This window comes from Nocardia sp. NBC_01377, from assembly GCF_045040005.1.
In the GTDB taxonomy this organism is placed as follows: domain Bacteria; phylum Actinomycetota; class Actinomycetes; order Mycobacteriales; family Mycobacteriaceae; genus Nocardia; species Nocardia noduli.
Genome location: NZ_CP109566.1, coordinates 6,128,244 through 6,154,329 on the forward strand (window position 1 = coordinate 6,128,244; position 26,086 = coordinate 6,154,329).

General features: G+C 67.5%; 23 protein-coding genes. 18 read left to right on the forward strand and 5 right to left on the reverse strand.

Going from position 1 to position 26,086, the window contains the following annotated elements:
• Nucleotides 1–40: 40 nt before the first annotated feature.
• Nucleotides 41–523, reverse strand: a complete 483-nt coding sequence (locus OG225_RS28345) for a TetR family transcriptional regulator (RefSeq protein ID WP_405178044.1) — start codon at nucleotides 521–523, stop codon at nucleotides 41–43.
• 417 nt (nucleotides 524–940) lie between these two features.
• Here OG225_RS28345 and OG225_RS28350 point away from each other — a divergent pair, with 417 nt between their 5' ends.
• Entirely contained in the window at nucleotides 941–1,687 is a 747-nt protein-coding gene (locus OG225_RS28350; RefSeq protein WP_405178045.1) for a tyrosine-protein phosphatase, read from the forward strand.
• Here OG225_RS28350 and OG225_RS28355 read toward each other — a convergent pair whose 3' ends face one another.
• Both OG225_RS28355 and OG225_RS28360 read right to left on the reverse strand, forming a co-directional pair.
• On the reverse strand, nucleotides 1,688–2,971 hold the full coding sequence (locus tag OG225_RS28355; RefSeq protein ID WP_405178046.1) for a class I adenylate-forming enzyme family protein: 1,284 nt from the start codon (nucleotides 2,969–2,971) through the stop codon (nucleotides 1,688–1,690).
• Between the two features lie 102 nt (nucleotides 2,972–3,073).
• Nucleotides 3,074–3,868 (reverse strand): enoyl-CoA hydratase/isomerase family protein, encoded by a 795-nt coding sequence (locus tag OG225_RS28360; protein ID WP_405178047.1) that lies wholly within the window; start codon nucleotides 3,866–3,868, stop codon nucleotides 3,074–3,076.
• Nucleotides 3,869–3,906: 38 nt separating this feature from the next.
• Between OG225_RS28360 and OG225_RS28365 the strand changes: the two genes are divergently transcribed.
• From OG225_RS28365 to OG225_RS28435, 15 genes are all read left to right on the forward strand, one after another.
• The gene (locus tag OG225_RS28365) at nucleotides 3,907–4,929 is read left to right on the forward strand and encodes a glutathione S-transferase family protein (RefSeq protein WP_405178048.1); all 1,023 of its coding nucleotides are present in this window, start codon (nucleotides 3,907–3,909) and stop codon (nucleotides 4,927–4,929) included.
• A 123-nt stretch (nucleotides 4,930–5,052) separates the two neighbouring features.
• The gene (locus tag OG225_RS28370) at nucleotides 5,053–5,784 is read left to right on the forward strand and encodes a hypothetical protein (protein WP_405178049.1); all 732 of its coding nucleotides are present in this window, start codon (nucleotides 5,053–5,055) and stop codon (nucleotides 5,782–5,784) included.
• 32 nt (nucleotides 5,785–5,816) lie between these two features.
• On the forward strand, nucleotides 5,817–6,767 hold the full coding sequence (locus tag OG225_RS28375; RefSeq protein WP_405178050.1) for an ATP-binding cassette domain-containing protein: 951 nt from the start codon (nucleotides 5,817–5,819) through the stop codon (nucleotides 6,765–6,767).
• Nucleotides 6,764–7,546 carry an ABC transporter permease gene (locus OG225_RS28380; protein WP_405178051.1) on the forward strand — a complete coding sequence of 261 codons (783 nt, stop codon included), beginning with the start codon at nucleotides 6,764–6,766 and terminating at the stop codon, nucleotides 7,544–7,546. Before OG225_RS28375 ends, OG225_RS28380 begins: the two co-directional genes overlap by 4 nt.
• A 144-nt stretch (nucleotides 7,547–7,690) precedes the next feature.
• Nucleotides 7,691–11,416, forward strand: a complete 3,726-nt coding sequence (locus tag OG225_RS28385) for an ABC transporter ATP-binding protein (protein WP_405178052.1) — start codon at nucleotides 7,691–7,693, stop codon at nucleotides 11,414–11,416.
• Nucleotides 11,417–11,623: 207 nt separating this feature from the next.
• Nucleotides 11,624–15,427, forward strand: a complete 3,804-nt coding sequence (locus tag OG225_RS28390; RefSeq protein ID WP_405178053.1) for a multifunctional oxoglutarate decarboxylase/oxoglutarate dehydrogenase thiamine pyrophosphate-binding subunit/dihydrolipoyllysine-residue succinyltransferase subunit — start codon at nucleotides 11,624–11,626, stop codon at nucleotides 15,425–15,427.
• Nucleotides 15,428–15,640: 213 nt separating this feature from the next.
• A complete protein-coding gene (locus tag OG225_RS28395) occupies nucleotides 15,641–17,194 on the forward strand; it encodes an AAA family ATPase (protein ID WP_405178054.1) in 1,554 nt (517 codons plus the stop codon).
• Between the two features lie 7 nt (nucleotides 17,195–17,201).
• Nucleotides 17,202–17,642, forward strand: coding sequence for a hypothetical protein (locus OG225_RS28400; protein WP_216909039.1), 441 nt, complete (start codon nucleotides 17,202–17,204; stop codon nucleotides 17,640–17,642).
• Complete coding sequence (locus OG225_RS28405) at nucleotides 17,639–17,881, forward strand: DUF2997 domain-containing protein (protein ID WP_405178055.1); 243 nt, start codon at nucleotides 17,639–17,641, stop codon at nucleotides 17,879–17,881. The genes OG225_RS28400 and OG225_RS28405 overlap by 4 nt, the downstream gene beginning before the upstream one ends.
• A complete protein-coding gene (locus tag OG225_RS28410) occupies nucleotides 17,878–18,972 on the forward strand; it encodes a helix-hairpin-helix domain-containing protein (RefSeq protein WP_405178056.1) in 1,095 nt (364 codons plus the stop codon). Before OG225_RS28405 ends, OG225_RS28410 begins: the two co-directional genes overlap by 4 nt.
• Nucleotides 18,969–19,643: a 4Fe-4S single cluster domain-containing protein gene (locus OG225_RS28415; protein ID WP_405178057.1), complete on the forward strand. Its 675-nt coding sequence runs from the start codon at nucleotides 18,969–18,971 to the stop codon at nucleotides 19,641–19,643. The genes OG225_RS28410 and OG225_RS28415 overlap by 4 nt, the downstream gene beginning before the upstream one ends.
• Nucleotides 19,644–19,842: 199 nt before the next feature.
• A complete protein-coding gene (locus OG225_RS28420) occupies nucleotides 19,843–20,031 on the forward strand; it encodes a hypothetical protein (RefSeq protein ID WP_216909033.1) in 189 nt (62 codons plus the stop codon).
• Nucleotides 20,032–20,186: 155 nt separating this feature from the next.
• Nucleotides 20,187–20,735: a TerD family protein gene (locus tag OG225_RS28425; RefSeq protein WP_405178058.1), complete on the forward strand. Its 549-nt coding sequence runs from the start codon at nucleotides 20,187–20,189 to the stop codon at nucleotides 20,733–20,735.
• A 57-nt stretch (nucleotides 20,736–20,792) separates the two neighbouring features.
• On the forward strand, nucleotides 20,793–21,737 hold the full coding sequence (locus tag OG225_RS28430; protein WP_405178059.1) for an NAD-dependent epimerase/dehydratase family protein: 945 nt from the start codon (nucleotides 20,793–20,795) through the stop codon (nucleotides 21,735–21,737).
• Nucleotides 21,738–21,847: 110 nt separating this feature from the next.
• Entirely contained in the window at nucleotides 21,848–22,195 is a 348-nt protein-coding gene (locus OG225_RS28435; RefSeq protein ID WP_405178060.1) for an acyl carrier protein, read from the forward strand.
• Between the two features lie 74 nt (nucleotides 22,196–22,269).
• On the opposite strand, the gene OG225_RS28440 is transcribed toward OG225_RS28435, so the two are convergent.
• Entirely contained in the window at nucleotides 22,270–22,923 is a 654-nt protein-coding gene (locus OG225_RS28440) for a Uma2 family endonuclease (protein WP_405178061.1), read from the reverse strand.
• A gap of 73 nt (nucleotides 22,924–22,996) precedes the next feature.
• Nucleotides 22,997–23,653 carry a TetR/AcrR family transcriptional regulator gene (locus OG225_RS28445; RefSeq protein ID WP_405178062.1) on the reverse strand — a complete coding sequence of 219 codons (657 nt, stop codon included), beginning with the start codon at nucleotides 23,651–23,653 and terminating at the stop codon, nucleotides 22,997–22,999.
• A gap of 69 nt (nucleotides 23,654–23,722) precedes the next feature.
• On the opposite strand from OG225_RS28445, the gene OG225_RS28450 reads away from it, so the two are divergent.
• A complete protein-coding gene (locus OG225_RS28450) occupies nucleotides 23,723–25,258 on the forward strand; it encodes a flavin-containing monooxygenase (RefSeq protein WP_405178063.1) in 1,536 nt (511 codons plus the stop codon).
• Nucleotides 25,255–26,085, forward strand: a complete 831-nt coding sequence (locus OG225_RS28455) for an SDR family NAD(P)-dependent oxidoreductase (RefSeq protein WP_405178064.1) — start codon at nucleotides 25,255–25,257, stop codon at nucleotides 26,083–26,085. The genes OG225_RS28450 and OG225_RS28455 overlap by 4 nt, the downstream gene beginning before the upstream one ends.
• The last annotated feature ends 1 nt before the right edge of the window (nucleotide 26,086 follow it).

The following is a 26,086-nucleotide window of genomic DNA, read 5'->3' on the forward strand; positions in this document are numbered from 1 at the left end:
CCCCACTCAACCACCAAACTGGTCAGACGTCCAGCTCCTGTCAGTACGCGTCGGTCGCGCGTCCCGCCAGGCCGCTGACCAGGTCGTCCAATACGACCAACGCGGTCTCGTCATCACAGTCGGCGAGCCACCGCAGCACCGTGCCCTGCAACATCGCGGCCGCGTACGCGGCGATCGACTCGACCGGTTCCAACCATTGCGTGCCCGACCGGGCCGCGCAGAGGTCGAGGAACCACGCGACCTCGGCATCCATGTCACGGAACATCGCGCGAGCCGAAGGGTCCGGCGCGCAATCGGGCGGGACGTCCCATCTCTCGCGTAATGCATTGACGGTCGCCTCATATGCTTTTACCTGTTTGGTCGGCGCGGCCTTGACCATCGGCCAGTACGCGCTGACCCCGGCGTGCAACAACACTCGTAGTGCTCGCACACCGGTGAAATCGAGCGAGGCGGCCGCCTTCTCCACGGCCTCGCAGATCGCCGGCCGGAACCGCACCTCTGCTATCTCTCCACGTGCGCTCAACGACGACTCCCTCGGCGAAAAAACTCGCGCAAACTGCGGCGCGACTCGCTGAACATTGCGACCACTCCCACCGACCTCATCATTGAGATCACGGGGCTGCCCGGTCCAACGTTCACCAATGGTAGAGGGTTATCAAGGTTTAAGAACGGGTTCAACGGGTAATTTCAGACTGAAAGAATGTTTTGTTACCCAAACGGAATGGCTTCGCGACCATCCCTCGGCACTGATGAAACCCCGTTCTGGGTGTGGTCTCATCGACCCTCCCGGCAAGAGACACCTCGATCCACTGTACGGACGATTCAGGGACCGCTCGGTGTCGCTGTGGCACACAACACAGAGCGATCCTCACGAACCGGTCATCAGAATTTCGCCGAGCGAACGATTCCCACGGCAACCCCCGGCCGATAGCCTGGGTCGGTGACTCTCCCGACCCCCATCGACCAGTTCTTCATCTCCGGCACCTTCAACTTTCGCGACACCGGCGGCCTGCGCACCGCCGACGGCGCGACGGTCCGTCCCGGCGTCCTGCTCCGCTCGGCCCAGCTCAGCGGCCTCACCCCCGACGGCCACGCCACCATGCGCGAACTCGGCGTCACCGACGTCTACGACCTGCGCGGACTGCGGGAGATCGACCACGTCGGGCACGACAATCTGCCCGACGGTGTCCGGCTCAACATCACCCCGTTCGACTCGCGCATGGGCGAGCGGCCGCCGCACGAGGCGCGCACCTCCTTCGGCATGGCCCATATGCTCGAGGTCTACCGGTTCTTCCCCGCACTGCCCGAGGCCCAGCGCGCGATCGCCGCGATCGCCGACTCCGTGCTGCGCGGCGAGGGCGCGGTCCTGGTCCACTGCGCGGCGGGCAAGGACCGCACCGGCTGGGCGATGGCGACGCTGCTGTACGCGGTCGGGGTCACCGAATCCGATATCTTCGCCGACTTCCTGCGCAGTAACGACGCGGTCCCCTCGCTGCGCGCGATGTTGCAGCCGAAAATGCCCGAGGGTGTCGAACTGACCGCCGATCTGCTCGGTGTCAGGAACGAATATCTGAACGTCGCCCTGGCCGCGGCGCTGGAACAGCACGGTGACTTCGACAGCTATCTCGAGGCCATCGGTCTCACCACGCAAGTGCGCGCGCGATTGCGCGAAACGATGCTGGAGTAATCAATCGATGCGTGGAAATCCCGACTGACCCGCCGCACCGCGACGGACCAGGCCGTCCGCGTCGATGGTGACCTGATCGCCGGTGTGGAACCAGCTGCCGGTGAAGCGATCGGCGGTCGCCTCGGGATCGTTCCAGTAGCGTCGCGTGACATTGGGCCCCCGGCACAGCAACTCACCGTGCCCGGAGCTCGCGCGCGGCCCGAACAGCGCCAATTCGGTACCGCCGAAAGGGAATCCGAGGACGGCGGCATCCGCTTCGGCGCGGTCGTCGACGGCGAGACCGATACCGCTGGTCTCGGTCGCGCCCCAGACCGACCACTGCCGCGCGGCGGGAAAGATCTCACGCAGGGCGGCCGAGGGCGTCGCGCCCGCGGCGGGGACGAACATGCGTTCGGCGCGATGTCCGGCACTGCTGATCCGCGACACGCCCTCGGTGCGCATCCCGTCCTGACGCAGCGCGGCAAGTTGCGGTAGTAGGCGGGCGAACAGTCGCGGGGTCGCCGAGACCATGTCGACCCGTTCGGTCGCGATCCCCTCGGCGAGTTTCCCGGTATCGGGGGCGAGTACGACGGTGCCGCCGACCGCGAAGGTGGGCAGCAACTGATCGACGCAGCCGCTGGCATGGGCCAACGGCAGTAGCAGCAGGTTCCGCAGTCCGTCGGTCGGCAGGTCCAGCGCACCGACCACCGACCGGATGGCCGAGAGCAGATTCTCGTTGGTCAGTTCCACGCCCTTCGGCTCGGCGTCCTGGCCCGTGGCGCCCGGCGCGGGACCGCTGGTGTAGCAGAGCAAGGCCAGATCGCTCAGCGCGGCGCCGTCATCGATATAGGACGCGCCGTCGGGCAGTTCGTCGCCCGCGCCCGAGCCGAGGACGAAATCCGCTCTGCTGTCGGCGATCACGCGGTCGGCCACCGCCGCGGGCAGGCCGTCGTGGACGAGAACCGGCACCGCGCCGCTGAGCAGCGCCCCGAGGAAGGCCTGCACCCAGCGGGCACCCACGGGCATGTGGATGGCGACGCGGTCGCCGTATCCGATGCCGTGCTCCTGTAAACCTCCGGCGATCCGCGAGGCGGAATGCCACAGCTCCCGGTAGGTGAACCGGGGGCCGCCGATCTCGACCACCGCCTCGCGCTGGGCGAACGCGTGCACCCGTAGATCGAGCAACTCGGTGAGCGCGGGGGTGAGATTGCCGTACCTGAGCACACCGTCTGCGCCGCGAGCCAGCGGGTTGGCGCACACGGGCGGCCCTGCCATGGGGTATTCGACCAACAACTGCTGCGACATTCGTCCTCCGCGCGCCTCGAGCGACCAGGCACCTGCGACTATATGACGAGGATCACAATCTCGCTGGGTTAGCGGCGATACGTGTCATGTCGGACACGCCGGTCATCGACCGGTGTAGGTGGCCTTACCCGGTCCGACCTCCAGAAAGCTGCGCACCGCGCCGCGCAGATCCTCGGTGTCGAACAGCACGCCGGAAACCTGCGGGGTGACCGAATCAGCGTGTGCCACACCGCCGGAACGCCAGGCCGCGACGATCTGTTTGGTGGCGGCGTGCGCGCGGGTCGGCCCCTGCGCGAGCCGGTAGGTCAACTGCCTGGCCGCGGTGTCGACATCCTCGTGCACCGCGTTGACCACACCCCAGTCGGCCATCGTCGCCGCATCGTAGAGATCGCCGGTCATCACGAATTCGCGGGCGCGCCCCGATCCGGCGCGCTCGGCCAGCCGCTGCGGGCCGCCCATCGACGGGGTCAGCCCGACCACCGTCTCCACCAGACCGAACCTGGCCTTCGGGGCGGCCAGGATGATGTCGCAGGCCAAGGCGATCTCGAAGGCCGCGGTGAGGGTCAGGCCGTGCGCGGCGAAGACCACCGGGCACGGCAGCGCTTCGATCGGATGGATGATCTGCGCGAACAGGGTGCGCCACAATTCAGCGCCCTGTTCCACCGACAACCCGTCGAAGACGTGCACGTCGACGCCGCCGGAGACGACCTTGCCTTCGGCGCGCAGCAACACCGCCCTGGGCGGGCGCGCGGCCAATTCCGCGATATCGCCGACCAGCGAGTCGAACATCGCCTGGTCGAACAGGTTCAGCGGCGCGTTGGCGAAGGTGAGGATCGCCACCTCCGCGCCGCCGCCGGTGACTTCACGTTCCAGCCGGGTCGCCTTCGATTCGCTCATCCGGTCAGCCTAGAACCCGGATCTGCCAAACTGTGCCGGTGACCAAGTCGGCATCCGAATCCGGTACCTACGTCGAGTCCGGCGAGTTCAAACGCGACACCAACTACATCACCACCCGGATCACCGCCGACGGCCGTGACGGCTACCCGGTCGAGGCGGGCCGCTATCGGCTCGTCGCCGCCCGCGCGTGCCCGTGGGCCAATCGGACGCTGATCGTGCGCAGGCTGCTGGGCTTGGAGAACACGCTGTCGCTCGGACTCTGCGGGCCCACCCACGACAAGTTGAGCTGGACCTTCGATCTGGACCCCGGCGGTGTCGACCCGGTGCTCGGCATCGCCAAGCTGCGTGACGCCTACCTCGCCGGATTCCCCGACTATCCGCGCGGCATCACCGTCCCCGCGATCGTCGATATCGCGACCGGTCAGGTCGTGACCAACGACTACGCGCAGATCACGCTCGACTTCTCCACCGAATGGACCGCCCTGCACCGCCCCGGCGCCCCGCTGCTGTATCCGGAACCGCTGCGCGATGAGATCGACGAGGTGAGTCTGGCGATCTTCCGCGACGTCAACAACGGGGTGTACCGCTGCGGTTTCGCCGGGACCCAGGATGCCTACGACACGGCCTACGACCGGCTCTTCAACCGGTTGGACCAGCTCACCGAGCGTCTGGAGAGGCAGCGCTACCTGGTGGGCGACACCATCACCGAGGCCGACGTCAGACTGTTCACCACCCTGGTGCGCTTCGACCCGGTCTATCACGGACATTTCAAATGCAACCGGAGCAAACTCAGCGAGATGCCGGTGCTGTGGGCCTACGCCCGCGATCTCTACCAGACGCCCGGTTTCGGAGACACCATCGACTTCGGCCAGATCAAGACCCATTACTACGTGGTGCACACCGATATCAATCCCACCCGGATCGTGCCGAAGGGACCGGATCTTTCGGGCTGGCTCACCGCGCACGGCCGCGAATCGCTCGGGGGACGCCCCTTCGGCGACGGCACGCCGCCACCGCCGCCCGTGCCGTCGGAACAGGTGCCGACACCGGTCCTGCCCTAGACCGGGTATATCGGCCGTAACGGGGAACCCGTCGAGTGATGCGGTTCGTTGCCGTGTTGGGCCGAGCAATCCTCGGTGCCATAGAGTTCTGCCAGCGAATGCTGAGACTAAGGGGTTCTGCCGATGAGGCACAGCGCGTTCGAAAAGACCGTGGTCACGCTGCTCGAGAACGGATCGAAGCTACAGGGCCCCGCGGTGGAGAAGTACATCGACATGGTCCGGCGCTCACACCCCGACGAAACCCCGGCTCAGATCATCACCCGGCTGGAACGGTTCTACCTGCTCGCGGTCACCGGCAGCGGTACGGCGGCGGGCGCGACGGCCGCCATGCCCGGTGTCGGCACCGTCGCCTCGCTGGCGACGATCACCGCGGAGACCGCCTTCTTCCTCGAGGCCTCGGCCCTGTACACCCTCGCTATCGCCGGGGTGCACGGCATCGCGCCGGAAGCCAAGGAACAGCGCCGCGCGCTGGTGATCGCCGTCGTGCTCGGTGACGCGGGCATGGACATCGTGGAGAAGTCGGTCGGCCATTCGGCCAAGAACTGGGGCACGCTGCTCGCCACCCGCATACCCGGCCTGTCCGGGATGAACGATTCGCTGATGAAGCGTTTCATCGTCCGATTCCTGACCAAGCGGATGGCGCTGATGGCGGGCAAGGTGATCCCGATGGGGATCGGCGCCGTCATCGGCGGTGTCGGTAACCGCGCCCTGGGCAAGACCACGATCGTCAACGCGCACAAGGCCTTCGGCGCGGCGCCGAGCAGCTGGCCCGCGTCCAGGCATCTGGTCATCGAAGCGGATCCGCTGAAGGCGATCGATCCGTCCGCACCTCGGCGGACCCCGGGCCCGCGGTGACTCCAGCACGCCCCGCTTTCTCCGTTCGCGGATTGACCAAGCGCTACGAACAGACCGTGGCGATCCAGGATGTGACCTTCGCCGTCGACACCGGCACCAGCGTCGGCCTGGTCGGGCCCTCGGGCGCGGGTAAGTCGACGGTGCTGCGCGTCCTGCTCGGTCTGGTGCGTCCGACCACCGGCACCGCGTCGGTGGGCAGCCCCGGCTCGGTGGCCGGTATCGGCGGCGGGTCGCCCGTCGGCGGCATGCTCTGCCCGCGCGGGCTGCATCCGGCCCGCGCGGCCCGCGACCACCTGTCGATCCACGCCGCCGCCGCGCGCGTGCCCGACGGGCGGGTCGAGGAAGTGCTCGACTCGGTCGGGCTGTCCGGCCACGCCGACACCAGGATCTCGGCGTTGAGCGCCGGACAGCACACCCGGCTCGCGCTGGCGACCGCGCTGCTGGCCGACCCACCACTGCTCATCCTGGACGAACCGGCCGAAGGTCTCGACGCCGCCGAACGCGGATGGTTGCAGGATTTCCTGCGCGGGCACAACCGCAGGGGCGGCACCGTGCTGCTGTCGAGCACGTCGCTGGCCGCGGTGGTGCCGATGGTCGACAACCTCGTCGTGATGAGCGAGGGCGCGGTGGTCTACCAGGGCACCCCGGCGAAACTGCGGCGCGGACATCCGGACCGGCTCGTCGTCGCCATATCCACCCCGGTGGCGCTCGCGACCGTGCTCGCCGCGCGCGGCTACACCGACGCGGTGATCCGCCCGGACGGCAGACTCGCGGTCGCCGACGCGACCGAATCGCAGATCCGGGACGCCGCGCACACCGCGGGCGTACGACTGGACAGCGTCACCGCCGACCCGATCCACCCGGATCGGGTCCTCGCCTCGCTCACCAAACCGAGAACCACCGCACCGATACCGTTCGCGGCACCCGCCCCGTACCCGAACCACCCCGTCCAGCAGCCGACGTCCTACGGAATTCCACGGTGATCACCCTCCTGCCCCCGGATCTCGTCCCCGCCGTCAACTCCGAACTCCGCAAAGCCGCGACACTGCGCTCGAACGCGATGCTGGCCGCCCTGCTGCCCGCCGTCGCGCTGGTGGCGTGCCTGGCGACCAGCGTCCGTTCCGGCCCCGCCGACCCCGAAGCCGATCCGGCCACCGGCGCCGCCTCGATCGGGCTCTACGCCGCGATCGCGGTGACGATCCTGGCGGCGGCCGTCTTCGGCGCGTCGGGCGCGGGTGCGGAATTCCGGTATCACTCGATGCCGGTCACCGCGCTGTTCACCACCGACCGTGACCGCCTGATCGCCTCGAAACTGCTGGTCACCGGGGCCATAGCGCTGACGGTTGCCGTCGCGGTCGAACTCGTCGGTTTCGCCTGCCTGCTGATCTTCGGGCGCGGCAAGGTCGAGTTCGGCACGCAACTGGTCACCGTGCTCGGCGGCGGATTACTCGCCACGACCTGCTGGTCGCTGATCGGCGCCGGGCTGGCCCTGGTACTGCGGAAATCGGGTGCGGCGATCGCGGTGCTGCTCGGCTGGCTGCTGATCGCCGAACCGCTGATCTGGCTCATCGCCAACGCCGTCGGAATGGGTGGCGTCGCCACCCTGCTCCCCGGATCGGCGACCATCGCCACGGTGGCCGTCGGCTCCTTCCCCGACAGCGACATCCTCGCGCCGACACCGGCCGCCGTCGTCGTCCTGCTGCTGTGGACCATCGGCAGCGCGGGCGCGGGCTGGTGGTCCCTGCGCACCCGCGACCTCTGATCCACACCTGATCCGCGGATCTCCGAACGCGCGCCACCCACCACCGCCCAGCGCGCGGCGCCGCGGCGACCACGCGGGAATCAAAGCGCGTCGCGAGACGTCGTAACGTCGGGGATACGAACGGGGGGTGAGTGGGAAGTGCTGGTGGCGGAGTTGGACGGGCGTGCGGCGCGACAGCCGGGGTGGATTCGACGATTGTGGGCCGCGAGCCTGGTCTACCGGGGCACGCTGGCCGGGGTCGCCGCCGCGGTGGCGCTCGGCGCGGTGGTCGAGGTCGCCGCTCCCCTGCTGACCAAACGCGCCGTCGACGCGGCGGGCGTCGGCGATACCGAGGTGATCGGGGTGGTCGCGGCCCTGCTCGCCCTGCTCGCTGTCGGACGGTTCGTCTCCTCGCTGACCAGGCGAGTACTGGCCGGGCGACTGTCCTTGGATATGCAGCACGCGATCCGGGTGGATCTGCTCGCCTCGTTGCAGCGCCTGGACGGGGCCGGGCAGGACACCATCCGGACCGGGCAGGTGGTGTCGCGATCCATCACCGATCTGCAACTGGTGCAGGGCCTGGTCGCCATGGTGCCGTGGTCCGGCCTGGCGCTACTGCAATTCGTGCTCGCCGCGTCGGTCATGGTGTGGCTGTCACCGCCGCTGGCCGCGGTGGCACTGCTGGTCGTGCCCGCCATCGCGCTCGTCGTCTACCGGATGCGGCCGCGCCTGTACGCGGCGACGTGGTCGGCGCAGCAGCGCGCGGCCGATCTGGCCCAGCACGTCGAGGAAACCGTCACCGGCGTAAGGGTGGTGAAGGGTTTCGGGCAGGAGGCCAGGATGGTCGACCTGCTGGAGAAACACAGTCGCGACCTCTACGCCGAGCGGCTGCGCGCCGCGCGCGTCGACTCGAGGTTCGCACCGGTGGTCGCCGCCGTACCGCAGGCCGGAATGGTCGCGGTGATCGTCGTCGGCGGGCTGCTCGCCCTGCACGGCCTCATCGGGGTCGGCACCTTTCTCGCCTTCGCCGCCTACGTCGCGACCATGACCGCCTCCGCGCGGACCATGTCCTCGGTGGTGATCATGGCCCAGTTGACCCGCGCCGCCGCCGAACGAGTGTTCCAGGTCATCGACACCGCGCCGGTCATCGCCGAACCGGCGCATCCCGCGCCGCTGCCCGACGGCCCGCTCGGCATCGATATCCGCTCCCTGAGCTTCGGATTCGACCCGGACCGGCCGGTACTGCGCGATCTCGACCTCGTGGTTCACCCCGGCGAGACGGTGGCGATCATCGGACCCGCGGGCTCCGGCAAATCGACGCTCGCGCTGCTGCTGCCGCGTTTCTACGCGCCGGATTCGGGCAGCATCCATCTCTTCGGCGCCGAGGCGGATCCACGGGCAGCCATCGACTCCACACCCGGCGGTGACGGAGCGGACGGGTCCGACTCCGCCGCGCGGGGCCGGTCCGAACCGACGGACGGTTCACTCACCGACGGTCGATGTCGGTCCGTCGACATCTCCGACGTCAGCGCCGCCGACCTCCGATCCGCCGTCGGCGTCGTGTTCGACGATCCCTTCCTGTTCTCCGACACCATCGCCGCCAATATCGCGCTCGGCCGGACCGACGCCACCGACGCCGAGGTCAGGCAGGCGGCGAAACTCGCCGCCGCCGACGATTTCATCAGCGAACTCCCCGACGGCTACGACACCGTCGTCGGCGAACGCGGTCTCACCCTCTCCGGCGGTCAGCGTCAGCGGATCGCGCTGGCCAGAACCCTGCTGGCACGTCCGCGCATCCTGGTGCTCGACGACGCCACCTCCGCGGTAGACGCGGTGACCGAGGCCGCCATCTTCGACACCCTGCCCGACCGGGGCGGGCGAACCACGCTGATCCTCGCGCACCGCGAATCCACCCTCGCCCAGGCCGACCGGGTGATCCGGCTGCCCGCCCCCGAAGCGCCCGCCCTCGTCGTCACCGCCGAACCGGCGCGCGGGCGCGAGGCGACCGGCGGTCCCGGGAACTGGTCCGGCATCACCAACGCGTTGAGCGAAACCCCGGAACTACGCCGCAATATCGCGCGGCTGCCACCGGCCACCGACCGTCCCGTCGATGACGACCGCGCGCTGCGGCAACCCGAACCGAACTTCCGGCTCGCGCGGCTGCTGCGCCCGGTCCGGCTGCTCGTGCTCACCGTGGTCGCGTTGCTCGCCGTGGACGCGCTGCTCGCGATCGCCTTCCCGCCGCTGGTGCGCTACGCCATCGACGACGGTGTCAGCGGTGACGACGCCGGGGCCCTCACCCGCGCCGCCGTGATCGGAACCGTCCTCGTCGTCGCCGGTCTGCTCGTCGGCGTGGTGACCACGGTGCTGACCGCCCGCACCGGCGAACGCGTGCTCTACGGGCTGCGCATCCGCAGCTACGCCCACCTGCAACGGCTCGGGCTCGACTATTACGAGCGCGAACTGTCCGGCCGGATCATGACGCGCATGACCACAGATGTGGACGCGCTGTCGACCTTCCTCCAGACCGGGGTCGCGACCACCCTGATCGGCGGACTGACGCTGATCGGTATCGCGGTCGCGCTGCTGGTCATCGATGCCTCGCTGGCCGCGGTGGTACTGGTCGCGCTGCCGCCGCTGTTCGGGGCGACCCTGCTGTTCCGTCGCGTCTCCGACACCGCCTACACGGTGTCGCGGGAACGGGTGTCGGCGGTGAACGCCCATTTCACCGAGAACGTCACCGGTCTGCGCGCCGTTCAGGCCAATCGGCACGAACCGGTCGCGGCCAGGCGTTTCGCCGAGTATTCGGTGCGCTACCGGCATTCGCGGATGCGGGCGCAGTGGGCGATCGCGACGTATTTCGCCTCCGTCATCGCCTGGGCGGATCTGGCCCTGGCGGCGGTGGTGTTCATCGGGGCCCGCGAGGTGGCGGCGGGCACCACGACGGCCGGCACGCTGATCGCCTTCGTGCTCTATCTGGAACTGCTGTTCGGTCCGATCATGCAGCTGTCGCAGGTCTTCGACGGCTATCAGCAGGCCAGGGTCGGCCTGCGCCGGATCGGCGACCTGCTGCGCACGCCGTCGTCCATCGCGGCCGATCCGCCCGACGCGGTCGCGATCGAGGGGTCGTTGCGCGGCGAGGTCGGATTCGACGAGGTCCGCTTCCAGTACTCGGGCGCGACGAGCCCGGCGCTGGACGGGGTGTCGCTGGAGATCGCGCCCGGCGCCACGCTCGCACTGGTCGGTCCGACCGGCGCGGGCAAGTCGACCATCGTCAAACTGCTGGCCCGGCTCTACGATCTGCCGCCCGGCGGTGCCGACGGCGGGGTCGGCGCGATTCGGGTGGACGGTGTCGACATCCGCGACTACCGGCTCGCGGACTACCGTTCCCGGCTCGGCATCGTGCCGCAGGAAGCTCACTTGTTCACCGGCGACGTCGCCAGCAACATTGCATTCGGACAACCATCCGCGAGCGCCGAACGGATCGCCGCGGCCGCCGAAGCGGTCGGCGCGTCGGCGATGATCGCGGCGCTGCCGTTGGGGATGCGGCAGCCGGTCGGCGAACGGGGACGCGGGCTGTCCGCGGGGCAACGTCAGCTGATCGCGCTCGCCCGCGCGGAACTGGTCGACCCCGATCTGTTGCTCCTCGACGAGGCCACCTCGACCCTCGACGCGGAGACGGAGGCATCGGTGCTGGTGGCGAACCGGTCGCTGGCACGTGGACGGACCACCGTCGTGGTCGCGCACCGGCTCGGCACGGCCGCTCGAGCGGATCGGATCGCCGTGGTCGACCACGGCCGGATCGCCGAGATCGGCACCCACGACGAACTGATTTCGGGCGGAGGACAGTACTCGCGCCTGTGGGAGGCAGCTACCTCGCCCTCTCGTTGAGCGCCAAACGTGGTACGGGCGACAGTTTGCCGGGACGAGGGAATATTCTCGTTGCCGGACGAGTCTGCACAGGTGAGTTCTGGAATGTCCGGTGGTGGGTAGCATCGCCGATTTGCTGCTGGGCCTATCCTCAATGAGGGCGCATCGGCGCGCATCCGCTGATCCCCGTGCCGGGCACGTCACAAACGTCGCAGCGCGAAGAACGAAATGAGGCGAACACCTGCTGTGAGCAGCTCAACTTCCCAGTTCGGACAGAACCAGTGGTTAGTCGACGAGATGTATCTCAAATACAAGGAGGATCCATCCTCTGTCGACGCGAGTTGGCACGAGTTCCTCGCCGACTACACCCCTGAAGTGACCGGCGACCAGCCAACTCCTCAGACGACATCTCCCGCCGCCGACTCGGCGCCCGCCGCACCGGCGGCCGTGAAGACCGCACCGGCAGCGGTCAAGACGGCACCGGCGCCCGCACCGGCGAAGGCCGCACCCGCACCTGCCGCCGCCAAGCCCGCACCCACCGCCAAGCCCGCGCAGGCTCCGGCGGCCAAGGCCACCCGCGCCCCGCAGACCACCCCGGCGCCGCTGTCGAACGCGGCGCCCACCACCGGTGGTCCCAAGTCCGGCGAACCGGCTTCCGACGAATCCCGGGTGCTCCGCGGCGCGGCCGCGACGGTCGCGAAGAACATGTCCGCCTCGCTGGCCATCCCGACCGCCACGAGCGTGCGGGCCATCCCGGCGAAGTTGATGATCGACAATCGTCTGGTCATCAACAACCACCTCGCGCGGACCCGCGGCGGCAAGATCTCCTTCACCCACCTGCTCGGTTTCGCGATCGTGCAGGCGGTCCGCAAATTCCCGAACATGAACCGGCATTTCGCCGAGGTCGACGGTAAGCCGAACGCGGTCACCCCCGCGCACACCAACCTCGGTCTCGCCATCGATCTGCCCGGCAAGGACGGCAACCGTTCGCTGGTGGTCGCGGCCATCAAGAACACCGAGGACATGACCTTCGGGCAGTTCCACACCGCCTACGAGGACGTCGTGCGGCGCGCCCGCGACGGCAAACTCACCGGCGAGGACTTCTCCGGCGTCACCATCTCGCTGACCAACCCGGGCACCATCGGCACCGTGCACTCCGTGCCGCGCCTGATGAACGGCCAGGGCGCCATCATCGGCGCGGGCGCGATGGAGTACCCCGCCGAATTCCAGGGCATGGCCGACGAGCGCATCGCCGATCTCGGCATCGGCAAACTGATGACGCTCACCTCGACCTACGACCACCGCATCATCCAGGGCGCGGAATCCGGCGATTTCCTGCGGACCATCCACACCCTGCTGATCTCCGACGAGTTCTTCGACGAGGTCTTCCACGCCCTCGGCGTGCCGTACGAGCCGGTGCGCTGGCGCCAGGACATCCGCGAGCGCGGCGTCGACAAGAGCGCTCGCGTGCTCGAGATGATCGCCGCCTACCGCAACCGCGGTCACCTGATGGCCGACACCGACCCGCTGCGCCTGGTCAAGGAAAAGTTCCGCAGCCACCCCGATCTCGACGTCACCCAGCACGGGCTGACCCTGTGGGATCTGGACCGCGAATTCGACGTCGGCGGTTTCCACGGCCAGGAACGCATGAAACTGCGTGACGTGCTGTCGATCCTGCGTGACGCGTACTGCCGCCACGTCGGCGTCGAGTACACCCACATCCTGGAAACCGAGCAGTTGCAGTGGATGCAGGAGCGGGTCGAGCAGAAGCACGCGAAGCCGACGGTCGCCCAGCAGAAGTACATCCTGAACCGGCTCAACGCGGCCGAGGCGTTCGAGACGTTCCTCCAGACCAAATACGTGGGTCAGAAACGGTTCTCGCTCGAGGGCGCCGAAGCCGTCATCCCGATGATGGACGCCACCATCGACCAGTGCGCCGAATACGCGCTCGACGAGGTCGTCATCGGTATGCCGCACCGAGGCCGCCTCAACGTGCTCGCCAATATCGTCGGCAAGCCCTACTCGAAGATCTTCACCGAGTTCGAGGGCAACATGAATCCGGCGGCCACCCACGGCTCCGGTGACGTGAAGTACCACCTGGGCGCGCGCGGCACCTACCTCCAGATGTTCGGCGACAACGAGATCGAGGTCTCGCTGACCGCCAACCCCTCGCACCTGGAAGCGGTCGACCCGGTGCTGGAGGGTCTGGTTCGCGCCAAGCAGGATCTGCTCGACAAGGGCGACGGCCCCGAGGGCTTCTCGGTCATGCCGCTGATGCTGCACGGTGACGCCGCGTTCGCGGGTCAGGGCGTGGTCGCCGAGACGCTGAACCTGTCGGGTCTGCGCGGTTACCGGGTCGGCGGCACCATCCACATCGTGGTGAACAACCAGATCGGCTTCACCACCGCGCCGGAGAACAGCCGCTCCACCGAATACTCCACCGATATCGCGAAATTCATCGGCGCGCCGATCTTCCACGTCAACGGCGACGATCCCGAAGCCTGCGACTGGGTGGCCCGTCTCGCGGTCGACTTCCGGCAGAAGTTCCGCAAGGACGTCGTCATCGACATGGTCTGCTACCGCCGTCGCGGCCACAACGAGGGCGACGACCCGTCGATGACCCAGCCGTCGATGTACGACGTCATCGACACCAAGCGTTCGGTCCGCAAGGCCTACACCGAAAGCCTGATCGGCCGTGGCGACATCTCGCTGAAAGAGGCCGAGGACGCGCTGCGCGACTACCAGGGTCAGCTGGAGCGGGTGTTCAACGAGGTCCGCGAACTGGAGAAGTACACCCCGGGTCCGAGCGAGTCGGTCGAGGACGACCAGAAGGTCCCGACGACCGTGCAGACGGCCGTCGACAAGGCCCTTCTGCAACGTATCGGCGACGCCTTCCTCGACGTGCCGGACGGTTTCAACGTGCACCCGCGCGTGAAGCCGGTGCTGGAGAAGCGCCGCGAGATGGCCTACGAGGGCAAGGTCGACTGGGCCTTCGCCGAGTTGCTCGCCTTCGGCACGCTCATCGACGGCGGTCTGGCGGTGCGCCTGACCGGTCAGGATTCGCGTCGCGGCACCTTCACCCAGCGCCATTCGGTGATCATCGACCGCAAGACGGCCGAGGAGTACACCCCGCTCCACAACATCGGCAGCGAGAACCCTGGTTGGTTCGCGGTGCACGATTCGGCGCTGAGCGAATACGCCGCCGTCGGTTTCGAATACGGCTATTCGCTGGGCAACCCGGACGCACTCGTGCTGTGGGAAGCGCAGTTCGGTGACTTCGTCAACGGCGCGCAGTCCATCATCGACGAGTTCATCTCCTCCGGTGAGGCCAAGTGGGGTCAGCTCTCCGACGTCGTGCTGCTGCTGCCGCACGGCCACGAGGGCCAGGGTCCCGACCACACCTCCGGTCGTATCGAGCGGTTCCTTCAGCTGTGCGCGGAAGGTTCGATGACCGTCTCGGTGCCGTCGACCCCGGCGAACTACTTCCACCTGTTGCGCCGCCACGCGCTGGACGGCATCCGCCGCCCGCTGATCGTCTTCACCCCGAAGTCGATGCTGCGCAACAAGGCCGTCGTCTCGGATCTGAAGGATTTCACCGAGTCGAAGTTCCGTTCGGTCTTCGACGAGCCCGCCTACGAAACGGGCACCGGTGATCGTTCCAAGGTCAAGCGGATCGTGATGACCAGCGGCAAGCTCTACTACGAGCTCGCCGCCGAGAAGGCGAAGCAGAAGCGCGAGGATGTCGCGATCGTTCGGATCGAGCAGCTCTACCCGCTGCCCGTGCGCCGCCTCAACGAGGCACTCAACGGCTACCCGAACGCCACCGATATCGCGTGGGTCCAGGAAGAACCGGCCAACCAGGGCGCATGGCCCTTCTTCGGCCTGAATCTCCCCGAAACCCTCCCCGAGCGGTTCAAGAAGCTGCGCCGTATCTCCCGCCGCGCCATGTCGGCCCCGTCCTCGGGTTCGAGCAAGGTCCACGCCGTTGAGCAGGCCGAGATCGTCGCCGAAGCGTTCGAGCCGACCAGCTAGTCACCTCCGACAACCCGACGCCGGGTCGTATCGCTCGCCCGAGCGAAACGACCCGGCGTCGTCGTTGGGCGACCGATCCACAGAGGCCCACGACTGCGAATTCCCCGAATACGGCCCAGACCGAAGGAAGGCAGCGCCGCCCGCACCGGTGTCCGGTCAATATGCGCAGTCGAGCCGCGGAACAGATCTCGGTGCGCATTACCATCGGCGACTGTGCCACCATTCCGCTCCGCCCTGACCCACCTGCTCCAGGCGCGTTTCCCGCTGTTGTTCGTGGAATCCTTCGAGGAACAGCGGGTGTTGGACGAGATCGACGCCGCGGTGGCCGGTTTGAAAACGCCGCGCGCGCTGTGGCGTTGGTCGGCGACGGAGGGGCTACGCCGGGCCGGTGGCCCTCCGGAACGGGAGACGCACGCACCGGCGGCGATGTTGCAGGGGGTGGCGCGGGTGCACGAGCGGGCGGTATTCGTGCTGAGCGATCTGCACGCCTTCCTCGGCGACGGCACCCAGCAGGCGGATCCGCTGACCGTGCGCGCGCTGCGGGATGTGGTGCGCGATTTTCGGGCCGGGGAACTGGCCCGCACCGTGATCGTGGTCGCGCCGGTGCTGCGGATCCCGCCCGAACTCGAAAAAGATGTCACGGTGGTCGATTTCGCGCTGCCGGGCGAACCCGAGATCCGCGACCTGCTCGAAGGCATGATCATCCGGAATCGCGACACGGTGCACGTGGCGCTGGACGAACGCGGTCGCGACCGATTGACCAAGGCGGCGCTCGGCATGACCCTCGCCGAAGCCGAGAACGCGGTATCGCTGGCGATGGTGAACGGCAGCGCCCTCACCGAATCCGATGTGGAACTGGTGTTGGCGGAGAAAGCGCAGACCATCCGCAAAACCGGACTGCTGGAGTTGGTTCGGAGCGAGATCGATCTCGCCGACGTCGGCGGGCTGGACGCGCTGAAGTCGTGGCTGGACAAGCGGCGTGACTCCTGGCTCGCCGAGGCCGCCGCCTACGGGCTGCCCGCGCCGAAGGGGGTGCTCATCACCGGTGTGCCGGGTTGCGGAAAATCGCTGACGGCCAAGGCCGCCGCCGCGGCGTGGGGACTTCCGCTGATCCGGATGGATATCGGCCGGGTCTTCGCGGGCCTGGTCGGCGCGAGCGAACACAATATGCGCTCGGCCCTGGCGACCGCGGAGGCGTGCGCGCCGTGCGTGCTGTGGGTGGACGAGATCGACAAAGGTTTCGCCGGGGCAGGCACCGCTTCCGACACCGGCACCAGCGCGCGGGTTTTCGGCACCTTTCTCACCTGGTTGCAGGAGAAGACCGGGCCGGTGTTCGTCATCGCGACGGCGAATCGCATCGAGAATCTGCCCCCGGAATTTCTGCGCAAAGGCCGATTCGACGAGATCTTCTTCGTCGACCTGCCGGATTCGTATGAGCGCGCCGATATTTGGCGGCTGCACCTGACCCGGCGGCCCGCCGGACCCGCGGGCGGACCCGAACTCACACCGGAGCTGCTGCGGGAACTGGCAGGGATATCGGAGGGGTTCTCCGGCGCGGAAATCGAACAGGCCGTGGTTTCCGGGCTCTTCGAGGCCTACTTCGATCGGCGGGCGCTGACCGCGGCGGATCTGCTGCACGCGGTGCGAAATACCGTCCCGCTGTCGACGTTGCACGCCGCGCAGGTGGCCGAGCTCAGGGAATGGGCGAAATTGCGCGCTGTTCCCGCATCCCGATCGCTGGGCAACGACGGCCTCGCCCCGGAATAATCCATACGTGAGCATTTCTCTGATACTGCTGCCCGTCGCACTCGGCGCGGTCGCGAAAGCCGCCGTCGCGCAGAGTTCTCCCGCACCGAATGTGTGCACCGTGTCGACGCGATTGCGGGACGCGAGACTGCTGAATCTGGCGTTGCAGGACACGGGTGCGCGCACCACCTCGGCCGCCCCCGACGCCATCGATGTCGAATGGGCGCAGATGACAGCGCAACTGCGGCGCGACGCCGAGGGGGTGTGGCAGGCGCATTTCCACGGCACCGAGGACCGGCAGCGCTGTGTGGACACGGTGCTCGCGATCGACGCGGCCTACGGTTTGCGGGTGCAGGCCGAGGTGTTGCGGCGGGTCCGTGACCAGGCGCCCGCCGCGGGCATGTCACTCGTCTCGCAGACCGCCAACGCCGACCGCTCTGTGACCATGGTGCTGGAGGTCCGCGAATGAGCCGGCCGGTCCGCATCACCGTGACCGTCTCCGCCGACGGCCAGATACAGGCCGAGACCCACGACGCCGTCGGCGAGCAGTGCCTGCCCTACGTCCAGGCACTGGAGGATCTGCTCGCCGCCGACACCCTGGACAGCGCCTACACCGCGGACTGGTGGAAAACCGAGGGGGCGCCCGTGGTCCCGCAGCCGGATCGCGCGCACTTCGCCCAGCCCGCGCGACTGGATCACGAGCGATGAGCCTGCCGCAGCCCGGCAGCCCGCGCTGGCGGGTAACCCACAGCCTCTGGATTCTGCCTACCTTTCTCCTCGGCCTGCTGACCTGGGGTTCCTTCTTCTATATCGGCATCCGCACCGGAAAACGGGCGTGGTTGATCACCGGCGGTGTGTACCTGCTGTTGGTCATCGGTTGCTTCGTGGCGATGGGGTTTTCCGGACCCACCACCGACGAGCTCGCCGCCGGAGCGCCGCCGCGCACTCACAGCGAGGAGATCGTCAACACCTGGTTATCCGGCGCGCTCGTCGCGAACTGGATCGCGGGATTCGTGCACGCGCTACTCGTCCGCCCGCAGTACCTGCACCTGCTGTGGGAGAAGTCGGCGGGGCCTCAGCACGCGATCACGCCGGTGTACCCCGATCGGATTCAGCCGCGATCCGCGAACGGCTGGATCGGCGGTGATCCGCAGCAGTATTGGGCACCGCAGGCTCCGTCCGTTCCGGCGCCGTGGTCGACGCCGGCCGTACCCGCTCCCGGCTTACCCGCAATCTCCCCGCAAGCGACACCCGCCTCTACGCCTGGGTCACCCGGCGCACCGTGGCAAACAGCAGCTACACCGACGTGGGGTGCGTCCGCCGAACCATGGTCCGCAGCACCCCCACCGGGGTCGTCCGGCGCGCCGAACGCTGGGCAGTCCGTGCCCGCCACCTCACCGTGGCAACGCATTCCGTCCACTCCTGCCGAAGGCGGTCGGCTTGCCCCGCTCTCCGCGCCCGGGTCCGCACCGCAATTCGGCCTACCCGCCGCTGCGTCCGAATCCGCCCGGTCGGGCACGCACCGGCCCGCCTCGGATTCCGACGCCACGTCAGACCTTGCCACCGACCGGATCGACGTGAATACCTGCTCGGCCGAACAACTTGCACAGGCGGGCCTCCCAAGGTCGGCGGTGGACGCGGTGCTCGAGGCCCGCAAGAGCACCGCCCCCCTGCGCGATCTGCGCGAATTCGCTCGAGTCACCGGGCTGAAACCCCATGAGCTCCACCTCGTCGCGGCGCGTCTCTCTTTCTCGGAAACCCCGACACCCGCGGCCCGGGGCCGGAAGCTCGATCTGTGATCCCGAACGAGGTCCCCGCCGATTCCTTGCGTCTGGCGCGGGTTCTCACCGCCACCGCCGCCGAGGGACCCGGCCTGCGGACCGCGATCTGGTTGCAGGGCTGCACGATTCGTTGCAAAGGCTGCTTCAACCCGCACATGTGGGCGGATTCCGGCGGCACGACCGTCCCCGTGGGCGAGTGGACCGAACGCCTCCTGTGCGAGGCGATCGCGGCCGGGGTCGACGGCATCACCCTGCTCGGCGGCGAACCCTTCGAGCAGGCAGCCCCTTTGGCGCGCTGTGCCGCGGCCGCCCGCGCACACGGCCTGTCGATCATGACGTTCACCGGCTACGACTACACCGATCTGTGCGCCTGGGCCGAGGTGCGGCCGGATATCGCGGCGCTGCTCGCACACACCGACCTGCTCGCCGACGGCCCGTTCCGCGCCGAACTGCTCGACCACCGTCGCCCCTGGGTGGGCTCGACCAATCAGGGTCTGCGCGCCCTGACCACTCGATATCGCGACCTGGATTTCGTGACCGCCCCGGATCGCGTCGAAGTGCGGGTCGGCGCGGACGGCACCGTCGCGGTCAACGGATGGAGCGACATGGACGCGCTCGACACCCTCCTCGCGGACCTGGGCGCACGCATCGACCGCCCACACGCCCGGAAAATCGATCCGCGCGACTGACCGTCGCCGGACCGGACGACCACGCCACCGACGCCGAGACACGCGCGACCACGACCGGAGCCGACCAGAAATCAAACACATGTTCGAGAACGGGCGGGAATCGGAACCATACCCAGTCGGTATGCGGCCGTGTCCTACGGTCGACCGTTCGGGAGGACTCTGGACAGAGTTGGGGTGCGGTGGTTGGAAGGAGTGGGGTATGGGTTTATCGAAACGTCACGTCCATATCGAATCCGACTACCTTTCGCTGGATTACACGGCTTCGGCGGAGCAGGCCCGCAATGTCGCCGATGAACTGGCCGAAGGTTTTCCGGAATTCGAAGTGACGGTCGACGACGAACTGCGTGACGGATTGCCGCCTCTCCCCTGCTCGCGCCTGTGGGATTGAGGTCCGCATTTCCCCTGCTGCACCGGGCATTTCGTGTCCTGGCGGCCGTTGGGCCGATTCGACGTGGCGCGCGGCGGGCGCTGTGCGCATAGGGTGGGAACGTTGGACGGCGCGACGGTGATCGTGCCGTATCGCGCGTCGAGAAGTAGGTGTCGGTGTCCACGACGGTTGATGACGAGGGTGTGCCCGGACTCGCCTGGGTCACGATGGGGCTGGGGTGGGATCCGGAGACCCGTCGATGGCTGGCCGGTGGCAGACCCGATATCGATCTGAACGCGGCCGCGCTGATGTTCGAGGGCGACGTACTCGTCGACACGGTGTATCACGATCAGTTGATATCCCAGGACGGGGCGGTGCGACTGCTCGCCGACAGCGTCACCGGAGAGGAACCGGGCGACGACGAGGTACTCACCGTCGACCTGACCAGGTTGTCGCCGAATATCACCACCGTCATCTACCTGGTCACGTCCTACGCCGGACAGTCCTTCGAGCAGATCGACAATGCCTTCTGCCGCTTCGTCGACGGCCTCAACGACATCGAGTTCGCCCGATACATTCTGGACAACGGACCGAATCGCACGGGATTTGTTCCCGGAAAGCTGGTCCTGACGGCGCGGGGATGGCAGTATCAGCCGATCGGCGTGGCCATCGAGGCGAACCATCCGGTCGAGGCGATTCCCCAGCTCGCCCCCTACCTTTCGTGAACCACGCCGGCGCTTTTCACCCGTAGGTGTATATCCGCCGGACAGAAGAGGTTCCGAGTGCGAGTCCTGGTCACCGGTGCGAACGGCTACCTCGGCGGCGCGGTCTGCCGGGCGCTGCGCGACAGCGGGCACACAGTCATCGGTTCGGTGCATCGCGGGCGGTCACTCGCGCCCGCCGACCTGCCGATGCGGGCCGCCGACCTGCGCGATGTCGCCGCCCTCACCCACGCGCTGCACGGTATCGACGCGGTCTGTCATCTCGCCGGGCTCACCCGCGCCCGCGATTCGCATACCGAGCCACTGCGCTATTTCGAGGTGAACGCGGGCGGCACCGTCGCCCTGTTGCGGGCGATGGAGGCGGTCGGCGTCCGCCACCTGGTATTCGCCTCGACCGCCGCGATCTACGGCACACCGGATCGGCAGCCGATCGACGAGGATCTGCCCGACGACCCGCCCCATCCCTACGCGGCAAGCAAACTGGCCGCCGAAGCGGCCATCACCGCCCAAGCCGCCACCGGCACGCTGTCCGCGGTTATCCTGCGGTTGTTCAACCTCGTCGGCGGGTCCAATGCCGACGACGGCGGGATCATCCCGCGACTGCTCGCCGTCGCCGCCGGCGAACTGCACCGCCTGCCGATCAACGGCGACGGCACCGCCGTTCGCGACTACCTCCACATCGATGACGCCGCAAGCGCATTCGTCGCCGCACTGACCCGACTGCCCGACCCCGGCGTCTCGCGGCGATACAACATCGGCAGCGGAATCGACACCAGCGTGAACGAGTTGGTGGCGGCGACCTCCCGGATCACCGGCAAGGCCGTCGCGGTCAGGCACCGCCCGGCCGCGACCGAACCGCGACGACTCGTCGGTGACAGCACCCGCGCCAGGAACGAACTGAACTGGACGGCAACCTCCTCCGATATCGACACGATCATCGGCCGCGCCTGGGCGGCCAAGGATCCGAAAACCCGGCCGATTCCGGACACACCGGGAAAGATGTAGCGTCAGCCACCCTCGGGGGCACACGAATTGGGGGCATTCGCGCGGCCCCACCGCGCGGCAATTTCCGAACCGAGTTATCCACCTGGAGTTTTCGGCGAGGAGGACTGTAGATGGACGAGGAGACATGTGCCCCGGCCCCGGAGCTGACGGCACAGTTACTACGACAGTTCCGACTGATCACCGGCGTCGAGATCGGACCCGACGACGACTATTTCGCGATGGGCCTGGTGACACCGCTGCGAGCATTGGAAATCGTCGCCCTGCTGGAACGCACCTTCGACTTCGAAGTGCACACCGACGACCTGCATCCGGACAATTTCCGAACCGTCCATCGCGCGGCCGCGTTCGTCGTCCGCAAAGCCGCGGTGGTGACCTGTCGGGCACCCGCGCCCGACCTGGAACGGTTCCTCGCCGAGCACACACACGACAACGCTCCACCCCCTGCTCCACACAGGTAATCGCCCTCGCCTCGATTCCCGAACGCCCACCGCTCGTGGGCGCAGATCTCCGACGGCGACGTGCCCTGCCGCGATCAGTAGGCGAGCTCGCTCCAAGGGATTTCGATCGGGAACGGGAACCCGATCCGGATCCCGTCCTCGTCGGCGGGCGTCCATTCTCCGGCGAGCAGATAGTTGGCCGGGCGGAGTGGACGTACACCGTCGGGGAGGCGGCCGTGCCCGGTCTCCAGCGCATAGGCCCGGACGATGGCGATGGCGCTCTCGGCGCGCGCGATAGTCACCTCCCAATACCAAGGGATGCCGACGCTCGCGTAGCGGCCTTTCTTCGCTTCCATGTCGGACTGACTGTTCGACGGCGACAGCACTTCGCCGACGATGAGCGTGTCCGCTGCCCTGATGTCCTGGAACGGGGATTCCAAGCAGCGATAGACGAGAAAATCGGGCGTCAGGAAGTCGGACTTGCCCGTGGCGCCGAGGAAGACATTCGTCTCCACATCGACCTGCCAACAGGTCTCGGGATGGTCGGCGATGCCCTTGCGTGCGCAACGCTCGACGGCGTTGCGCATGCGGACGGTGAAACGTTGGTGCTCGCCGGGGCCGCGGCGCACCCACACCACGCGGCCATCCCAGAGTTCGATCTGCGCGGCGATTTCCTCGGGCAACTCTTCGAGTTCCTCCCACGTCATGAATTCGGGGAGGTCCGGTCGATCGACGTCGGGCACGGCCATATGGATCATGGTATGCACCCGAGTGATGGACGACAGCGGCAACGACAGCTGTCGTCAAGGTTGGCGATTCGACCTACCGTGCGGACTCGGCGGAAACCGCGGCACGGCCCAACGCTTCGGCGAGTGCCGGATCGAGGGCGAAGGCGAGCGCCACGAGGGATTCGACGAGCAGGTCGACGAGGTCGTCGCGGCCGATGGGTTCCTCACGCAACCACGTCAAGGTCGTCTCCTCGATGAACGCCACCCAGCCCCGCATGCCGAGCAGGAGCCGGGGCCTGCGGTCCTCCTCGATCGGCACCGGCGCTTCGGCGAGGATGATGCCGATGATGACGTCGCGGGTCTGGTCGACCAGAGGTTTCAGGTCGGGGCTCACGCTGGTGGGGCCGCGCAGCAGCGCCAGGTAGGAGGCGCGGTTCTCGGTGACGTATTCGACGTAGCGCCCGATCGAGTCGTGCAGCATGTCGAGCACGCCGAGCGTGGGGTCGGGGGTGACGCGTTCGAGGAGTTCGGCGTTCGCCTGCGCGACGACGGCCAGCTGGAAATCCTGTTTCGTCGGGAAGTAGTGGAAGAGCAGGCCGCGCGAGATGCCCGCTTGTTCGGCGATCTCGGTGATGGAGATGTCCTCGATGGCGCGTTCGCCGAGCATCTTGACCCCGAGGGTTATCAGCTGCACGCGGCGCTGTTCCGGGGTGAGCCGGACACGCTTGGTCGCTCCCGCTTCTCTTGCCACGCCGCCATCTTACTGAACGTGACTCAATAGCTGTTGACTGACGCTCAATAGATCCGTATTCTCACTTACATGAGTCGCAAGGTTACAGACAAAGCTGTCGGCGACCAGCCCACCCGCCACGCCAGGACGATCGTTATCGGCAGTGGGTTCGCGGGGCTCGGGCTGGCTATCCGACTGGGCCAGCAGGGTCGCACCGATTACCTGGTCCTCGAACGTGGCAACGACGTCGGCGGCACCTGGCGGGACAACACCTACCCCGGCGCGGCCTGCGATGTGCCGTCGCACCTGTACTCGTATTCCTTCGCGCTCAATCCGGACTGGTCGCGTTCGTTCTCCAAGCAGGGCGAGATCTACCAGTACATCCGCGGTGTCGCCGAACGGCATCGGGTGCTCGACAAGCACATCTTCGACTGCGACGTGACGAGTGTGCGCTGGAACGCCGACGACGCGCGCTGGGAGATCAGCTCGTCCAAGGGCGAGTTCACCGCGGACACGGTGGTCTCGGCGGTCGGTGGACTCTGCGAACCCGCGCTCCCGGATATCAAGGGCATCAACACCTTCGAAGGCGAGACCTTCCACTCCGCCCGCTGGAATCACGAGATCGACCTGACCGGAAAGCGTGTCGCGGTCATCGGCACCGGGGCCTCGGCCATCCAGATCGTGCCCGCCATCGCGCCGCAGGTCGCGCATCTCGACGTCTACCAGCGCACCGCGCCCTGGCTGCTTCCGCGCATGGATCGCCCCTACACGCTGCCGGAACGACTGGCGTTCAAGCACATTCCCGGCTTCCAGCGCCTGTCGCGCGCCGCCATCTACGCCGCGCGTGAGACCCAGGTCGTCGGCCTGGCCAAGGTGCCCGCGCTGATGCGTGGATTCGAACTGCTGGCGAAGGCCAAGTTGCGCTACGAGGTTCGCGACGCCGAACTGCGCAGGAAGGTCACCCCGGACTTCCGGATCGGCTGCAAGCGCATGCTGATCTCGAACAACTACTACCCGGCGCTGAGCCGCCCGAACGTCGACCTGGTCACCGAGGGCATCGCCGAGATCCGCGCGAATTCCATTGTCACCAAGGACGGTACCGAGCGTGAGATCGACGCGCTGATCGTCGCCACCGGATTCCACGTGACCGATTCGCCGACCTACGAGGCCATCACCGGCAAGGACGGTCGCACGCTCAGCGAGGTGTTCGACGAGATCGGTCAGCAGGGCTACAAGGGCGCGTCCATCGCGAACTTCCCGAATATGTTCTTCCTGGTCGGCCCGAACGTCGGCCTCGGCCACACCTCGATGGTGTACATGATCGAATCACAGATCAATTACATCGCCGACGCGCTGGCGACCGTCGACGAAATGGGTTTGCGCACTGTCGAAGTCCGCAAGGACGTCCAGGACGCTTACAACCGTGATTTGCAGGCGAAACTGGGCAAGAGCGTGTGGAATACCGGTGGCTGCGCGAGCTGGTACATGGACAAACATGGGAACAACACCACGTTATGGCCCGATTTCACCTTCGAATTCCGTAGGCTGACAAAGACATTCGACGTGGACGCCTATCAGACGACGGCCGCGTCACGTAACGATCTGAAAGTGGTGGCAGCACCGTGAGCAATGACGCTTATTTCACGGGCAAGGTTTGTGTGATCACCGGGGCGGGTTCGGGCATCGGCCGGGCGCTCGCGGAGAACCTGGCCGAACGAGGCGCCAAGCTCGCGCTCTCCGACATCGATACCGAGGGCCTCGCCGAGACCGCGCGCCGGTGCGAGGAACTCGGCGCGCAGGTGAAATCGGATCGGCTCAACGTGGCCGAACGCGAGGCGGTGTTGCTCTACGCCGACGCGGTGAAAGCGCATTTCGGCGTCGTGCACCAGATCTACAACAACGCGGGAATCGCCTATCACGGCGACGTGATCAAGTCCGAGTTCAAGGACATCGAGCGGATCATGGACGTCGACTTCTGGGGCGTCGTCAACGGCACCAAGGCCTTCCTACCGCTGCTCATGGAGTCCGGCGCGGGCCATGTCGTCAACGTCTCCAGTCTGTTCGGGCTCATCGCCGTGCCCGGCCAGAGTGCTTACAACTCGGCCAAATTCGCGGTGCGCGGTTTCACCGAATCGCTACGCCAGGAAATGCTGGTCGGTAAGCATCCGGTCAAGGTGACCTGCGTGCACCCCGGCGGCATCAAGACCGCCGTCGCCCGCAACGCCACCTACGCCGACGGCATCGACGCCAAGAACGCGGCATCGATGTTCGACGCGAAATTGGCGATCCACACCCCCGAGATGGCCGCGCAGACCATCACCGAAGGGGTGCGCAAGGGCCACGGGCGCGTGCTCATCGGCTGGGAGGCCAAGCTGCTCGATCTGTTCGTGCGGATCACCGCGTCGGGCTACCAGCGCATCGCCGCCGCCGTCAACCGGCCCTTCCTGCCGTAGA

Coding starts and splice junctions, on each gene's coding strand:
- OG225_RS28410 (WP_405178056.1), top strand. CDS start 17,878: ATGAGCCTGCCGCAGCCCGGCAGCCCGCGCTGGCGGGTAACCCACAGC.
- OG225_RS28405 (WP_405178055.1), top strand. CDS start 17,639: ATGAGCCGGCCGGTCCGCATCACCGTGACCGTCTCCGCCGACGGCCAG.
- OG225_RS28360 (WP_405178047.1), bottom strand. CDS start 3,868: ATGAGCGAATCGAAGGCGACCCGGCTGGAACGTGAAGTCACCGGCGGC.
- OG225_RS28370 (WP_405178049.1), top strand. CDS start 5,053: ATGAGGCACAGCGCGTTCGAAAAGACCGTGGTCACGCTGCTCGAGAAC.
- OG225_RS28450 (WP_405178063.1), top strand. CDS start 23,723: ATGAGTCGCAAGGTTACAGACAAAGCTGTCGGCGACCAGCCCACCCGC.
- OG225_RS28420 (WP_216909033.1), top strand. CDS start 19,843: ATGGGTTTATCGAAACGTCACGTCCATATCGAATCCGACTACCTTTCG.
- OG225_RS28355 (WP_405178046.1), bottom strand. CDS start 2,971: ATGTCGCAGCAGTTGTTGGTCGAATACCCCATGGCAGGGCCGCCCGTG.
- OG225_RS28390 (WP_405178053.1), top strand. CDS start 11,624: ATGAGGCGAACACCTGCTGTGAGCAGCTCAACTTCCCAGTTCGGACAG.
- OG225_RS28435 (WP_405178060.1), top strand. CDS start 21,848: ATGGACGAGGAGACATGTGCCCCGGCCCCGGAGCTGACGGCACAGTTA.
- OG225_RS28440 (WP_405178061.1), bottom strand. CDS start 22,923: ATGGCCGTGCCCGACGTCGATCGACCGGACCTCCCCGAATTCATGACG.